The sequence below is a fragment of the Bradyrhizobium sp. 199 genome (assembly GCF_023073355.1).
In the GTDB taxonomy this organism is placed as follows: Bacteria; Pseudomonadota; Alphaproteobacteria; order Rhizobiales; family Xanthobacteraceae; genus Bradyrhizobium.
Genome location: NZ_JADPJI010000005.1, coordinates 2233948 through 2248577 on the forward strand (window position 1 = coordinate 2233948; position 14630 = coordinate 2248577).

Sequence of the window (14630 nt, forward strand, 5' to 3'; positions counted from 1 at the left end):
TTCTACGCGCTTCGATCGATACGCTGGCGGACGTCGAGGAGAAATCGGGTCAGACCATCGTCGGCGGCCATTCCCTCGGGTGGGGCAATGGTGGTGATGCCCCAGTTCGCCAAGACGGCCTCCTGCACTGGATTGCGCTTGGCGACGAACACGAAGGATTTCGGCCGGTCCCGACGGTGGCCGGATTCATCCCAGATCTGCCAGATCCGATGCAGCAGCAACCGTATGTTGGGATCAGACATGCTGTAGCCGACGAAGAGCAGTGTGCTCCCCAAAGCGTCAGCGCGAAAACGGATATCGAGCGGCGAATTGAAGGCCAACCGGTTCAGAAAGTCGGTCTCGGTCAGAACGAGCGAGGCATCGTCATCGAAGTCGCCGTGGAATTTGATGATGTGCGTGACGCCGACGCCGGCGCCCGCGATCTCCTTTGCATTGCTGATCTTCGCGTAAGGCCTTTTCAGGACATCGAAGGCCGTCTCGAGATTGCGATCGTAATTCGTCGTGTAGATAACCGGAAAATCGAGCTCGACAATGATCCGGTGGAGCTCCGAAGCGGCGATCCTCTCTGGATCGACGCGCCAATTGCGGTCAAGCCAACTGCGTAGCGGGCCAATGCCCCCACGCTTCAGCCGGTAGTACTCCGCAAGCATCTGATAGCCGCCATGCATTCCGTCAAGGACGTCGCGTTCGAGATCGAGATCGTCCAGCAGATGCTCGATCAACGATTGCCAGGAGGGCAATCCGACGGCCATCGAAACGCCCGCGCCGACGAACAGGACCGCGCGGCGCCGTTCTATCGCGGTCGCCAGAATTTCGTGGGGCGGCCGCTCCTCAGATTCGAGCCCTGTCGGTCGTTGGGTCATTTAGCTTGAATGATTGCGCGGGACGCGGGTTCCTGGATCAGAAGCCCGCCTGCCGCTCAGCAGCGAGGACGCACTCTTTTCCGATTGCGCTGCGAAGCGGGCAATCAACCGCCGAAGCTCCGCCTTGTGCACCAGACGCGCTGCCGTTTCGGCCGAGACCCAGATCGCTTCCCGCTCGCCTTTTTCGGGCCACCAGCGCTCCTGGCCATGAACCTTCATGGGGAATACGGCAACGTCCAGGGTTCGCTTGCGGTCGCCCTTCCGCTTGCGATGCTTGAAGCTGCCCATCGCGCGTGTCGCAATGACGCCGACCAGGCCAGCCTCCTCATAAGCCTCGAGCGCAGCCGTGAGATGCGGCTCCTTGTTGCGGATTGGGGATCCCTTCGGGACACTCCATCTGCGCTTGCGCCTGGTCGTGATCAGCAGCACGCGCAGCTCGGAATTGTCCAGACGAAACGGCAGAGCGGCGAACTGCTTCTTTCCCATCAAGTTACTCCTGGTCGGGGATTGATAAGCAGAACCCCGCAGGCATGGTTCCTGTGTCGAGGAATGCGTCCGCGCAGCAGTCAAAACTTCCGCTCGACCATCTTGAGGCGCAGTGCGGAGATGGCTTCTCCGGGGTTCAAACCTTTCGGACAGGCCTTCGCACAATTGAGGATGGTGTGACAACGATAGATCCTGAAGGGATCCTCGAGCATATCGAGGCGCTCGCCGGTCGCCTCATCCCGGCTGTCGTTGATCCAGCGCGCCGCCTGGATCAGGGCCGCGGGCCCTAGGAAGCGCTCGGAATTCCACCAGTAGCTCGGGCACGACGTCGAGCAGCAGGCGCAGAGAATGCATTCGTACAGGCCATCGAGCTTTGCCCGATCGTCGTGGCTTTGCCGCCATTCCTTCTGGGGCGTGGGCGAACTGGTCTGCAGCCACGGTTCGATCAGGGCGAGCTGCGCATAGAAGTTCGAGAGGTCGGGCACCAGATCCTTCACGACCGGCTGATGCGGCAAGGGTAGCACGCGCAGAGGCGCGCCTTCCGGCACGTCCTCGCTCATGGACTTGGTGCAGGCCAGCGTATTCTGACCGGCGATGTTCATCGAACACGACCCGCAAACGCCCTCACGGCAGGATCGCCTGAACGTCAGCGTGGAGTCGATGTTGTTCTTGATCCAGATCAGGCCATCTAGCACCATCGGCCCGCAATCGGCGGTATCGACGAAGTAGATGTCGAGGCGGGGATTGCGGCCATCGTCGGGATTCCAGCGATAGACGTGAAATTCGCGCAGGCTCTCGCCGCCGGGCTTGGGCCAGATTGTCCCTTGTTCGACACGAGAGTTCTTCGGAAGCCTGAACTCGACCATGGTCACCTCCACCCGGTCAGCCGGGCACAAAGCAGCGCAATTGCAGGAGATCGTCCAACGACAGGCCGAACACAGCGATGCGAAACGCCGGCGCGATCGCAAACAAGAGCAGGAAGAGGAAGATTGCGTAGACAAGCATCGGCGGCGTGTCTCTAACGAGCTTGTAAGCTGCCTTCCGCATGCTCTCCCTCCTGTGCTCCCGCCCGCGCCATTGTGGCACCGATGACAGCCATCGTAGCTCCCCACAACAAGAAGCCGATATCCCAGAAGACGCGATGCCCCTCGGGCACCGTCTCGTTCACCTGATGCAGCCGGAGGATCTCGTGATTGATCACGCCTTCGACCAGATTGAAGATTCCCCACCCCAGCAGCATGGTGCCGAGACAATGCCAGCTCGACCAGCGCAACTCGCGCCTGTGTGCCCGCTGCCACACTCCATAAAGCCCCGTGAGCAGGAGAACGTAGGCGGCGCTGTGGAATATGCCGTCCCAAGTCGTGTTGAGCCTGATGTTGTCGATGGAGTTGAGAGGATACCAGCCGCTTAACATATGATGCCACTGCAGCAGCTGATGAAATACGATGCCGTCGAAAAACGCGCCCAACCCAAGCCCGAGAAGAATGCCCGCGGACGTCGGGAAGCTCGATGAATTATTGTCTTGCATGAATGTACTCGCGCGCCGATCGGCACCGTGCCCTCGAAAGCAAGTCCTCTCTGATACGGCCGTTCCAATGATCACGGCCCAGGTTGCGCGCCAATAACATTCGTTAGTCGGGACGGCGGCTAGTGATCGCTGAATTCGGAGCAGTTGAGCGTCGTTGCGTGTCTTGCCGCGCGATAGGAACGTTCGATACGGCGCAGCGTCTTGTGAACTCCACTTGGGAGATTCATCATGCTGAGAAGATCGTTCTTGCTTGCTTTAGGCGGCCTCGGACTGTCAACCTACACCGCGCAATCCAAACCGATCCAGGCGCGGGATTTTCGGACTGCCGACCTCATGGGCGGTGGGTTTGCCATGCAGACGAGCCAGCTCGCTTTGACCCGGACCTCCAACCCCGACCTGATCAATTTTGCAAACGCCGAAATCGCCGAACAGGTCCAGGTCGCAAGTGCGCTCGGCGCAGCGCCCGGATCGGCGCCGCTGCGGCCAGACCATGCAGCCTTGCTACAACGGCTTCAGGCGACACCGTCCGGCCCGTTCGACCGAATGTATGTGCAGGGGCAGATCCGTGGCCATCGCGAGCTGCTGGCGCTCAACAGTTCGTATCTGCGAACCGGCGGCAACCCGCAGGAGCAGCAGGTCGCGCAAATGTCGCTTCCGATCATTCAGCGACATCTCGCGATCCTGAGCAATCTCAGAGAAGTTGGCTAGAGTTCACACGAGACTGGAGTACAACATGGCAGAAGATCGAGACGACCCGCCGTGCGACACGGAAAGGGAAAACGCGGAAATGGAGCGCAACGACTGAAGCGTAAGCGGAAGTGAGATGTCCAGGAGCGGCGGACGCCGGATAACTCACGGTGGCCGCCGCCTTCGACGCCGCAGATCATTGGAGCCGGGAGAAGTACCGTGGCGTACGCTTTGTTCAAGGACGAGGAAAAACTCAGCCGGACGTTTTCAACCAAAGAGGAAGCGTTGAAAAAGGCCGACGATGCCGGGCTCGTCGAAGAGCGCGAGGGTGAACCGGTACTCGAGGACGATTTGAAGATCAAGCCGTGTTCGCCGGACCCGGATCCTCACAGCGACGAGGACCTGGACTGGACGCCGGAAAACCCGGCGGCCTGATCCCGGTCAGCATCCTTTGCAGATACTTTTGATCTTTCGATCGACGTGGGAATCCTGCGAACTCTCGGACCGGATTTCCGCGTCACCCTGCATCGACGGACCGGGCGTCGCCGTCCCGTCGATCCGTCCGCTGTTGGTTCCGCCTGCGGCATTGCCGGGCCGCCCGACCGTGGTCGATCCTTGAGGCCCCCCGGAACCGGTCGATTGAGCCGTTCCCGCTGTGTTCGTTCCGGGGCTGGCTGTGCCCCTCGAGGCGCTGGTCGCGTCAGCAGGATTGCCCGCAGCGGACGGTGCACTGCCCGCCGGATTCGTTGTCGTTGAGGACCCCAAACCCGAGGCAGACCCCAAGCTTGAGGCGCCGCCGACCCCGCCGCTAGCGCTCCCTCCAGCAGCGCTTCCTCCAGCGCTCGATCCACCCGAACCTCCGCCCCCGCCACCGCCTGCTTGCCCCCACGCCGCCCGGACAGGCACCCGGGAGCTGCCCGTCGCCATCCGCAGGATCCGCATCCGCCGCATTCGGATGCGCGCTGTCCGCGCCGCGCGCCTCCTGCCCCATGTTTCAGCTCCTGGTGCGATCATCGTGGGTGTGATGCTGATCGCGCTCACCACCGCCTCCCGAGACGTGTGATTTCCGGCTGTTGGTCGGCGATCCCGGCGTCGGAACTTCGCGCTCGCGTCCGCCCTTCTCGGGATGCTTGCGATCCTGGCGGGAAGAGCCGGGGCCGCCGAATCGTTCTGTGTCAGAGTTCTTGTGTGGCATTCATCGATCCTGCTGGTAGCCCTGGTTCGTCGTGTTCTGCTTGATGTTGCCGTGCCGTCCTTGGGTATCGAAGTTCTCGCGGCCGGGCACTTTCTCCTCCGTCTCGATCCTCGGATCCGAGCCGGGTCCCTTGTCGCTGCGCTGCTCTGGCGGTACGGGGGGCATTTTCGACATTGCTTGCTCCTTCTTCGGTCTTTTTCGGGCCTTGCCGACCTCATGCAGAGCAATGAGATGCGGCCGTGGTCGTTCCTGAGCGAGCATGTCCTTTAGGAACGAACGATTTGCGCTCTGGTTGGCCAGACAGTTCGCTGAAAGGTTTTGTTCATGGTCAAGGATCTGCCGCGCCAAGCGGAGAAGGACGGCACTCGCAAGGTGATGATGACCGGATCCGCGCTAGCCGCGATTCTGTTTGTAGGCTTCGTTGTCTGGTTCGCTGTTCCCCAGATGTTTGGGGCGACAGACTATCTGGGCCGCCCTTCAACAGGAGCAGACAAGGGTGCCCCAGCCACCACCGTCGGCACCGGGGTTCCAACACAGCGAGAAGCCGTCAGCAAATCGGCCAAAGAGGATCCTGCTGGCACGGAAGATGCAACCGGCGCCCGTGCGCGCGATGTCAAGCAGACCACGCAAGCGGTGAACCTCAACGATCAGCAGCGCGAGCAGCTCCGCTCGATCATCTCTTCGGCGCACGGCCCGACCGTGGATCGCCCGAACTTCGAGATGATGATCGGCACGTCCGTGCCGCGCCAGACTGAGCTCGCCGACTTGCCGCCCGAAGTCACGCAGGTGCTGAACGGCTTCTGGGGCGACCAGTACTTGATCGCCGGGAATAACCTCGTGATCGTCGATCAACATTCGCGCCGCGTAGCCGGGATCATTGCCGGCGTGCGCTGATCGCGTGCCGCCGGATCTACAGATCTACAGATCTACAGATCTCAAGAGGAGAACCTATGCCGAAAGCGAAAGACCCCGAAAACGATCCCAGGGAAACACCGGTCGACGATCCGCGGAAGCAGACCGACTTGCCGACCCACAGGCAGACCGACCAGCCATGGCAGGGAAATCCCGAGAAGGAGCAGATCGACCCAAAGCGCCCCCCGATCGATTTGGAGCGATGGCAAAAGTCGAACACCCACTAAAGCGTGATCCGGAAAAGTGCGCAGCGGTCTTCCGAAAAGATCATGCTTAAACAACAAACCTAAAGCGCGATGGCGATTCATCCTGATCGCATCGCGCTTTAGGTCGCTCGCAAGCGGCGTTTTCACCTGTCGAGCTCGTGGATGGTAGGCCGCAGCACGCCGCTCTCATCCAGATCGAGCGTTGCCAGCGTAATCGGCAGCCTGAAGCGCCTCGGTCCGGCACTCCCGGGATTTAAAAACAATATTCCGCCGACTGTCTCCACCTTTACTCGATGCGAATGGCCGGAAATCACTACATCTATTCCGCGTTGGGCAGGGTTGGCCTTCAGCTCCTTGAGGTCGTGCAAGACGTAGAAGCATGCCCCCGCAAGGCGCACCGTTTCGGTGTCGGAGTAGCATTTTGCCCACTTGCCCGTGTCGACATTGCCTTTGATGGCTGTAACGGGCGCGATCCGGCGAAGGTCTTCCACGATACCGGGAGCGCCGATATCGCCGGCGTGGATGATATGCGAGACGCCGGCAAGGCAGCGCTCCACCTCCGGCCTCAGCAGTCCGTGCGTGTCGGAGATCAACCCAATCCTGACTGCCATGTCATATCCAGCTTCAGTGCAGGACATCGAGCGGCACCCGGCCGATTTCTTCGCCGTCCTGATCGGTGACGAGGATCGAGAAGTGACGGCCCTCAAGCTCGGGGCGCTCCTTCAGGAGCCGCCGGGCAATTTCCTCGGCGACATCCAGAGCCTGGATGTCATCCGGCAACTCGGCGCCCCCTTCGTCAGCTACGGTCTTCGAATCCACCAAATCAAAATGATAGCGCGGCACGTCATCCTCGAATCTGTCGCAGAAACGCCCGATCTCGAGCCTTCGTTCCGGGACGGAAGCATCTGGACGTGTGGCACGCTCAGGAACCTCCAGATCACCGGGACATTGCTGTTGGAAATAGTCGGAACTGGATTGACCATGCTCGACGAACTCCGCGTCCTAGCCCAGCCCGGAGCGGCCATCGCGGTCCTCGCCGTCTTGCTGCTCATGGCTGCCGGTGATGCGGCGATCTTCATCGCCGCCAAGGGCTGGCCATTCTGAATTCGGTCCGAACATCAGATAGGAACCTTTGTACGATGGGCCGGTTCCGCCTCTGAAGCGGAGCGGCGAAGCGTCTATGCAAGTTTGGTTGCAAAGGGGTCTGGCGTTGTGCATGGCCTGCCTGCTGGCTGCGTGCGCCGGCCGGCAGTCAGCGCTCGACCCGCAAGGGCTCCAATCCGAGCAGATCCAGCAGACGCTGTTCATCTTTCTCGCGGTCGCGGCGGCCGTCTGGATCGCGGTCGTGATTGTGCTCGCCTTGAGCATGGTGCGGCGAAAGCGTCTGGCCGATCAGCCGCTGGACCTCCATCAAGGCTTTGAAGAGCGCACCGGCCGGGTCATTCTCGGGCTAGGAATTGCCACCACCGTCATCGTGCTCGGCCTCTCCATTGTCAGCTATGCCGGGCAGCGAACTGTCTTTGCCAAGGACGAACACGCCCTCACGCTGAAGATCATCGGGCATCAATGGTGGTGGGAGGTCCGCTACGAGGATGATAGTCCGCATCGAAGCTTCGTAACGGCGAACGAGATCCGCATTCCAACCGGCCGACCGGTGAAGGTCGAGCTCGAAACCGCCGACGTGATCCACAGTTTTTGGGTGCCGAGCTTGACCGGGAAGATGGACCTCATCACCGGGCAAAAGAACGAGCTGCAATTCACGGCGAAGAACGCCGGCGTCTATCGCGGACAATGCGCCGAATTTTGCGGGCTTCAGCACGCACATATGGCATTTGCGGTGATCGCGCTGCCGCCCGACGAGTTCGCTCGCTGGCGCGACCACGAAAACCAGGGTGCGAGCAGCCCCACGGATAAGCTCGGCAAGCAGGGCGAGGCTCTATTCCGAGCGCGCGGGTGCGCCTTGTGCCACAACATCAGCGGCACGCTGGCGGGCGGACAGTTTGGTCCGGATCTCACGCATATCGGCAGCCGGACGACGATTGCGGCGGGAACGCTGCCGAATACACCGGCTACGCTCGGCGCGTGGATCGCCGATCCCCAGCACATCAAGCCCGGCAGTCTCATGCCGAAGATGCCACTGCAGTCCGGCGAACTCATCACGATCATTCACTATCTGGAGCAGCTCAAGTGAGCATGGCCGCCGAACCACGCGAGTTGCGCGACGACGTCCTCAATGGCCTTCAATTGTCCACGCAGTTGGAGCGCGTGTGGCGCACGCCGTCGGGGTTTCTCGGCGCACTCATGTCGGTCGATCACAAGGTCGTAGGACGGCGCTATATCGTTACCGCGTTCGTGTTCCTGCTTCTCGGCGGCATTCTCGCGGTTCTGATGCGCATCCAGCTTGCCGGACCCGAGAAGACGTTTCTCTCGGCAGACAAGTACAACCAAGTCTTCACGATGCACGGCTCGACGATGATGTTCCTGTTCGCCGTTCCGGTCATGGAGGCGTTCGCCGTGTATCTCGTGCCCCTGATGGTCGGCACGCGCAACATCGCCTTTCCGCGCCTGAACGCCTTCAGCTACTGGATGTTTCTGTTCGGCGGATGCTTCCTGTGGATTTCCTTTGCGCTCAATGTGGGTCCGGATGTCGGCTGGTTCGCCTATGTCCCGCTCTCCTCGCTGCAATACACGCCGACGAAACGCCCGGACGTCTGGGCACAGATGATCACGTTCACCGAGGTCGCTGCGCTCGCGGTCTCCGTTGAGATCATCGTCACCGTGTTCAAGCAGCGCGCACCCGGCATGACGCTTGACCGCATCCCCCTGTTTGTATGGGCGATGCTGGTGACGAGCTTCCTGGTGATGTTCGCGATGCCCTCGATCATGGTCGCATCGACGTCGCTGATCCTCGATCGCCTCGTCAACACCCGTTTTTATGACTCCTCCTCGGGCGGACATCCCCTGCTCTGGCAGCACCTGTTCTGGTTCTTCGGCCATCCCGAGGTCTACATCATCTTCATCCCTGGCACCGGTATGGTCTCGGCGATCCTGGCCACCTTCGCGCGCCGGCCGGTGGTAGGCTATCCCGTTGTCATACTCTCGCTGATCGCAACGGGATTCCTGTCGTTTGGCCTGTGGGTCCACCACATGTTCGTCACGGGCCTGCCTCAGCTCGGCGCCGGCCTGTTCACGGCCTCCAGCATGCTCATCGCGGTGCCGAGCGGGCTGCAGATTTTCTGCTGGCTGGCGACACTCTGGGACGGACGGCCGGTCTACCGAACGCCGCTGCTGTTCGTGATCGGCTTCGTCGTCATCTTCGTGCTGGGCGGGCTGTCCGGCGTGATGGTCGCCTCGGTGCCGATCGACACCCAGGTGCACGACACCTATTTCGTTGTTGCCCACTTCCATTATGTCCTGATCGGCGGGGCGGTCTTCCCACTGATTGGCGCCGTCTATTACTGGTTTCCCAAGATCGCCGGCCGCATGCTGAGCGAGCGCCTCGGCCGCTGGAACTTCTGGCTCGCCTTCATTGGCTTCAACGTCGCGTTCTTTCCGATGCACATCCTTGGGCTGATCGGGATGCCGCGCCGGGTCTACACTTACACCGCGGACATGGACTGGGCACACTTGAACCTGTTGTCCAGCGGCGGCGCGCTCATCTTCGCCCTCAGCTTTGCCCTGTTGCTGGTCAATGTGATCTACAGCCTGCGTAAGGGCGAGCTCGCCGGCGACAATCCATGGAATGCCTCGACGCTGGAATGGGCGACGGCCTCGCCGCCGCCGCCACAGAATTTCGACCGCATCCCGGTCGTCAAACACCGCGACCCCCTGTGGGCTGACAACGAAAGCCTGCCCGTCGTCGCCGGCCTGAGCGCCGAGCGGCGCGAAGTGCTGCTGACTTCGCTTGCCGAAGCCGAGCCGCAAATTCGCGAGGCATCGCCCGAGCCGAGCATCTGGCCGTTGCTCACGGCCATCGCGACCACCGTATTCTTCATCGGCTCGATCTTCACCCCCTGGGCGGTGCTCTGGGGCACACCGCCGATGGCCGTTGCCCTGATCGGCTGGTTCTGGCCGACCGGCAGCAAGGAGGACGAAGAGTGAGACAGACTATCGTTCGCAATGTCGCCGAGCTGCCGACTTACGGGTATGGCCCACGCAGCGGGCCCTGGTGGGGCGCCCTTGGCTTCATAGCGCTCGAAGGCATGGGCTTTGCGATCGCTATCGGCGCTTATCTCTATCTCTACGCCGTCAATCCAAATTGGCCGATCGGCGCCTCGCCACCCGATCTCTGGCCCGGCACGGCCGAGGTCGCGGTCTATCTGCTCAGCATCATCCCGAACGAGATGACCAATCGCGCCGCGCACCGGCAGGACCTTGCAAAAGTGCGGGCCGGACTCATCGTGATGGTTATGATCGGCACCGCTTTGCTGGTTCTGCGCGGCTTCGAGTTCGCTCATCTCAACACCAGGTGGGATAATTCCGCGTACGGGTCGATCGTGTGGCTCATTCTGGGACTTCACACGACCCACCTTGCCACCGATCTTGGCGACACAGTCGTTCTGGCAGTGCTGATGTTCACCCGGCATGCAAAACCGCGCAGGTTCAGCGACGTCAGTGACAATGTGTTCTACTGGAACTTCGTCGTGCTTGCCTGGCTGCCACTCTATGTCCTGCTCGATTGGGTACCACGCCTATGACCGAAGCCGAGCATTCCAGACTGCTGTACTGGGCCGGCGTTGCGCTCGGCCCGTTGGCCTGGGGCATCAATCTGCAGGGCGTCTATGTCTTCGCGCACTTCTCCTGCGAGACGACCAAGACGAGCGGCACGATCCTGAGCGTGCTTCTGGTCATCGTCGCGCTGGCGGGCACCGCGATATCGGCTAGAGCGGTTCGGCGCAGCGCCGGGGCCGAATGGGCCGAGGTGCAAGGTGGTGGGCCCAGAACGTTCATGGCCTGGGTCGGCGTCGGCAGCGGGGTGCTGTTCGCGTTGGTGATCGCGAACCAACTCGCAGCATCCCTGATGATCAGCCCATGCCTGCGCTGAGCCTCGCAACGTTGCTGCTAGCGCTGCTCGCGCCGCCGGCCGCCGCGCACGGACTATCCGACGTCGATGCGGGATCACTCTGGAGCTACGATCCCTGGCTCATGGCTCCGCTCTATGCCGTCGGCATCGCCTTTTATGTTGGGACACAGCGGCTCTGGGCTCATGCGGGCGGCGGGCGCGGCGTCAGTTTCCGACAGGTCGCCGCGTTCTGGACCGGCTGGCTGGTTGTCGCGCTTGCCGTGACGTCGCCGCTGCACTGGCTAGGCGAGCGGCTGTTCACTGCGCACATGGTCGAGCACGGGCTGCTCATGATCGTCGCAGCACCCCTGATGGCGTTCGCCCGGATCAATGGCCCTCTGCTGTGGAGCCTGCCAGCCTCATTTCGTCCTGGCGCAGGCAGCATTCTCAAATCGTCGCTCCTGGCTTTGCCGTGGGGCTTCGTCAGCCATCCCATGAGCGCGACCGTCCTCCATGGGGCAGCGCTGTGGGTCTGGCATGCCCCACCCCTCTATGCGTGGGCGCTCGAGAACACCGCGATCCATCGCCTCCAACACATCAGCTTCTTCGTGACCGCGCTGCTATTCTGGTGGGTGTTGCTGCACGGCCGCGGACCAGGCCGCAGCACCCGCGTTCGGGACGGTATCGCGGTCGCGTGCCTCTTCATCACGATCCTGCATTCCGGCGTGCTGGGCGCGCTGCTGACTGTGTCGACGCGGCTCTGGATCCCCGGCCAGGGCGCGCTTGCCGGCGAGTTCGGCCTCTCGCCGCTCGAAGATCAGCAACTCGCCGGCATTTTGATGTGGGTGCCGATGGGCATCCTTTATACGGGTGCTGCATTGTTCTTTGCTCACCGGTGGCTGACAGTGAACGACAGCTATCCCTTGCCGCTCTTACAACATCCCGGGCTGAACGGTCCTGCATAGGAACCGTCGCTTCTCTTCGAACGTTCGCCTCCTGAGACCCACCAAGGAGGCCACATGGGCAAACGCTCCGTCATGGCGGCAACGGCCGTCTTGTCTGCGGCATTCTTGATGCCCATGGGCGTGCACGCGCAGGACCAACCCCGACCAGCAATGTCGTGTCCGGTTGACCACGATCAGCTCGCCGATGTCCTCAAGAAGAGCGTCAAGCCCAGCGGCGGGCCGAGCAACGGCGGCCTCGACAACAATGAATGGGCGGCTGTCGTCAATCGACAGGGGATTGTCTGCGCAGTCGCCTACAGCGGGGACAAGGCCGATGACCAGTGGCCTGGCGGCCGGGCGATCGCGGCCGAGAAGGCCAACACGGCGAATGCGTTCAGTCTGAAGAACAAGGCCATGGCGACCGGTAACCTCTATGCAGGCGCGCAGCCTGGCGGGTTTCTGTTCGGTGCGGCTCTCAGCAACCCGCCATCGCCCGAGGTCCTTTATTCAGGCACACCGGAGGAATTCGGCACGCCGCACGATCCCATGGTGGGCAAGCCCGTCGGCGGCGTGATCGTGTTCGGCGGCGGGCTCGCGCTCTTTGACGGCAACGGCATCGTCGGTGCCCTGGGCGTCAGCGGCGACAGTTCCTGCGCGGACCACAACGTGGCCTGGCGCGTCCGGCATCTGCTCAGTCTGGATCGCGTCCCGGCCGGTGTCAGTCCGAACATGAAGGACGCGATCATCTATGACATCGGACCGGACGGCAAAAGTCCGTCGGGATTTGGCCATCCCAAGTGCAACGGCAAAGAGGACCAGATCGCGGTCGATCTCGGCGCAGGCGTATCGGGAAACGTCGTGAGATAGCGGTCCAGCGGCCTTTTGGAACCAAGCGGAAGCGGAACGTTTGTACGTTCGCACCGGCCTGCAACGCAGCGAGGCCCCATCACTGCCGTGGAGATCCTTACATATGTTAGTGCGTGGTTTCGCGCGGTTGCTGAGCGTCCTATGCGCGATCGGGGCGCTGCCGTCGTCCGCGTCGGCGCAGACCGATCTGGCCAACCGCATGAAGGACCCGGCGCAATGGCCCATGGCCGCGCGCGACTATGCCAACACCCGTTATAGCGAGCTCGATCAGATCAATGCGGCCAATGCATCGCGCCTTCAGCTTGCGTGGACCTTCTCGGTTGGCGCGGATCGCGGCCAGGAGGCGGCGCCGCTTGTGGTGGACGGCACCATGTATGTCGTCGGCCCCTATGCGGGCCCCTACCCCAACCGCGTCTTCGCGCTCGACGCCACGACGGGGGAGCTGAAATGGTCCTACGCGCCAAAGCCTGAGCCTGCAGCCGCAGGCGTTGCCTGTTGCGACGTTGTCAACCGCGGGCTCGCCTTCGACGACGGCAAGGTGTTCCTCAACACGCTCGATAACCACACCGTTGCCATCGACGCCAAGACCGGCAAGGAACTCTGGCACACCAAGCTCGGCGAGATCAACAAGGGCGAGACCATCACGATGGCACCCGTCGTGGTGAAGGGCAAAGTCCTCGTCGGTAACAGCGGCGGCGAACTCGGCGTGCGCGGCTGGGTGACCGCACTGGATGAGAACACCGGCGCGATCGCCTGGCGCGCTTATTCGACCGGACCTGATAAGGACGTGCTGATCGGCCCGGATTTCAAGCCGTTCTATGACAATCTGAAAGGCGAGGATCTCGGTGTGAAGACGTGGCCCGCCGACCGCTGGCAGGTCGGTGGCGGCACGGTCTGGGGCTGGATCTCATACGATCCTGATCTGAACCTGATCTACTACGGCACGGCCAATCCAAGTCCCTGGAATGCGAACCAGCGCAGCGGTGACAATCTCTGGAGCGTATCTATCTTTGCGCGAGATCCAGACACCGGTCAGGCGAAATGGGCCTACCAGTTCAACCCGCACGATCTGTTCGACCATGACGAGATCAACGAGAACGTGCTGGTCGATCTCGAGCTCAACGGCCAGCAGCGCAAGGTTCTGATCCACCCCGGCCGCAATGGCTACATGTACGTCATGGACCGCGCCACCGGCGAAGTGATCTCGGCCGACGCCTACGAATTCGTCAACAGCTACAACGGCGTTGATCTGAAGACGGGCAAGATCATCCCGAACGAGGAGAAGACGCCGCTCGTAGGAAAGACCGTCGAGAATATCTGCCCAGCTGCGCCGGGCGCCAAGGACTGGCAACCGACCGCGTGGTCACCGCGCACAAAACTCCTTTATGTGCCGCATCAGCATCTCTGCATGGATTTCAAGGCCTCGCAGGTCGGTTACATCGCCGGTACGCCCTATATCGGCGCCGACGTCGACATGTATGCCGGGCCCGGCGGCTATCGCGGCGAGTTCATGGCGTGGGACCCGGTCGCGCGCAAGAAAGTCTGGGAGATCCACGAGAACCTTCCGGTCTGGAGTGGTGCGCTGGTGACGGCCGGCGACGTCGCGTTTTACGGCACCATGGATCGCCTGTTCAAGGCGGTGGACGCCAAGGACGGGCATGTGCTCTGGCAATTCCGCGCCGGCTCCGGTTTCATCGGCCAGCCAATTTCCTATCGCGGCTCCGACGGACAGCAATATATCGCGATCCTGTCCGGCGTCGGCGGGTGGCCCGGCGTCGTCGCGAACGCCGAAGTCGATCCGCGCGTGCGCAACGGCGCACTGGGCTTCACCGGCGCGACGCAGGATTTGCCGTTCTACACGGCAGGCGGAAGTGAGCTGCTGGTCTTCAAGCTCGGCGGCGCAAATGGTGGGGATACCAGTCATGCCCCGTCGAAATAGT

Annotated in this window: 20 protein-coding genes; 12 read left to right on the forward strand and 8 right to left on the reverse strand. The window is 62.0% G+C overall.

Going from position 1 to position 14630, the window contains the following annotated elements:
* Positions 1–2: 2 nt before the first annotated feature.
* The 5 genes from IVB28_RS19400 to IVB28_RS19420 form a co-directional block, all read right to left on the reverse strand.
* Positions 3–863 carry an SIR2 family protein gene (locus IVB28_RS19400; protein WP_247528212.1) on the reverse strand — a complete coding sequence of 287 codons (861 nt, stop codon included), beginning with the start codon at positions 861–863 and terminating at the stop codon, positions 3–5.
* Complete coding sequence (locus tag IVB28_RS19405; RefSeq protein WP_247528213.1) at positions 864–1349, reverse strand: NUDIX hydrolase; 486 nt, start codon at positions 1347–1349, stop codon at positions 864–866.
* An 80-nt stretch (positions 1350–1429) separates the two neighbouring features.
* Positions 1430–2215, reverse strand: coding sequence for a succinate dehydrogenase iron-sulfur subunit (locus tag IVB28_RS19410; RefSeq protein WP_247528214.1), 786 nt, complete (start codon positions 2213–2215; stop codon positions 1430–1432).
* Positions 2216–2231: 16 nt separating this feature from the next.
* Positions 2232–2396, reverse strand: a complete 165-nt coding sequence (locus IVB28_RS19415; RefSeq protein WP_247528215.1) for a hypothetical protein — start codon at positions 2394–2396, stop codon at positions 2232–2234.
* On the reverse strand, positions 2368–2877 hold the full coding sequence (locus IVB28_RS19420; RefSeq protein ID WP_247528216.1) for a DUF2243 domain-containing protein: 510 nt from the start codon (positions 2875–2877) through the stop codon (positions 2368–2370). Before IVB28_RS19420 ends, IVB28_RS19415 begins: the two co-directional genes overlap by 29 nt.
* A 228-nt stretch (positions 2878–3105) precedes the next feature.
* On the opposite strand from IVB28_RS19420, the gene IVB28_RS19425 reads away from it, so the two are divergent.
* The gene (locus tag IVB28_RS19425; protein ID WP_247528217.1) at positions 3106–3585 is read left to right on the forward strand and encodes a DUF4142 domain-containing protein; all 480 of its coding nucleotides are present in this window, start codon (positions 3106–3108) and stop codon (positions 3583–3585) included.
* Positions 3586–3783: 198 nt separating this feature from the next.
* A complete protein-coding gene (locus IVB28_RS19430; protein ID WP_247528218.1) occupies positions 3784–3999 on the forward strand; it encodes a hypothetical protein in 216 nt (71 codons plus the stop codon).
* A gap of 559 nt (positions 4000–4558) precedes the next feature.
* Here the strand turns inward: IVB28_RS19430 and IVB28_RS19435 are convergent.
* Complete coding sequence (locus tag IVB28_RS19435) at positions 4559–4759, reverse strand: hypothetical protein (protein ID WP_247528220.1); 201 nt, start codon at positions 4757–4759, stop codon at positions 4559–4561.
* Positions 4760–4933, reverse strand: a complete 174-nt coding sequence (locus IVB28_RS19440; RefSeq protein WP_247528222.1) for a hypothetical protein — start codon at positions 4931–4933, stop codon at positions 4760–4762.
* Between the two features lie 150 nt (positions 4934–5083).
* Here IVB28_RS19440 and IVB28_RS19445 point away from each other — a divergent pair, with 150 nt between their 5' ends.
* Entirely contained in the window at positions 5084–5653 is a 570-nt protein-coding gene (locus IVB28_RS19445) for a DUF1236 domain-containing protein (protein WP_247528224.1), read from the forward strand.
* A gap of 56 nt (positions 5654–5709) precedes the next feature.
* Positions 5710–5898, forward strand: coding sequence for a hypothetical protein (locus tag IVB28_RS19450; protein ID WP_247528226.1), 189 nt, complete (start codon positions 5710–5712; stop codon positions 5896–5898).
* A 122-nt stretch (positions 5899–6020) separates the two neighbouring features.
* Here IVB28_RS19450 and IVB28_RS19455 read toward each other — a convergent pair whose 3' ends face one another.
* Positions 6021–6488: a metallophosphoesterase family protein gene (locus IVB28_RS19455; protein WP_247528228.1), complete on the reverse strand. Its 468-nt coding sequence runs from the start codon at positions 6486–6488 to the stop codon at positions 6021–6023.
* Between IVB28_RS19455 and IVB28_RS19460 the strand changes: the two genes are divergently transcribed.
* The 8 genes from IVB28_RS19460 (at position 6457) to IVB28_RS19495 (ending at position 14629) form a co-directional block, all read left to right on the forward strand.
* Positions 6457–6981 carry a hypothetical protein gene (locus IVB28_RS19460; protein WP_247528229.1) on the forward strand — a complete coding sequence of 175 codons (525 nt, stop codon included), beginning with the start codon at positions 6457–6459 and terminating at the stop codon, positions 6979–6981. The genes IVB28_RS19455 and IVB28_RS19460 overlap by 32 nt on opposite strands.
* A gap of 112 nt (positions 6982–7093) precedes the next feature.
* Positions 7094–8068 carry a cytochrome c oxidase subunit II gene (gene coxB, locus IVB28_RS19465; protein ID WP_247528230.1) on the forward strand — a complete coding sequence of 325 codons (975 nt, stop codon included), beginning with the start codon at positions 7094–7096 and terminating at the stop codon, positions 8066–8068.
* 2 nt (positions 8069–8070) lie between these two features.
* Entirely contained in the window at positions 8071–9978 is a 1908-nt protein-coding gene (gene ctaD, locus IVB28_RS19470) for a cytochrome c oxidase subunit I (RefSeq protein WP_247528231.1), read from the forward strand.
* Complete coding sequence (locus IVB28_RS19475; RefSeq protein WP_247528232.1) at positions 9975–10574, forward strand: cytochrome c oxidase subunit 3; 600 nt, start codon at positions 9975–9977, stop codon at positions 10572–10574. Before ctaD ends, IVB28_RS19475 begins: the two co-directional genes overlap by 4 nt.
* Positions 10571–10921: a hypothetical protein gene (locus tag IVB28_RS19480; RefSeq protein ID WP_247528233.1), complete on the forward strand. Its 351-nt coding sequence runs from the start codon at positions 10571–10573 to the stop codon at positions 10919–10921. The genes IVB28_RS19475 and IVB28_RS19480 overlap by 4 nt, the downstream gene beginning before the upstream one ends.
* 11 nt (positions 10922–10932) lie before the next feature.
* Positions 10933–11844, forward strand: coding sequence for a cytochrome c oxidase assembly protein (locus IVB28_RS19485; protein WP_247528234.1), 912 nt, complete (start codon positions 10933–10935; stop codon positions 11842–11844).
* 72 nt (positions 11845–11916) lie between these two features.
* On the forward strand, positions 11917–12690 hold the full coding sequence (locus tag IVB28_RS19490; protein ID WP_247528235.1) for a heme-binding protein: 774 nt from the start codon (positions 11917–11919) through the stop codon (positions 12688–12690).
* A 103-nt stretch (positions 12691–12793) separates the two neighbouring features.
* Positions 12794–14629, forward strand: a complete 1836-nt coding sequence (locus IVB28_RS19495; protein ID WP_247528236.1) for a PQQ-dependent dehydrogenase, methanol/ethanol family — start codon at positions 12794–12796, stop codon at positions 14627–14629.
* Position 14630 lies beyond the last annotated feature (1 nt).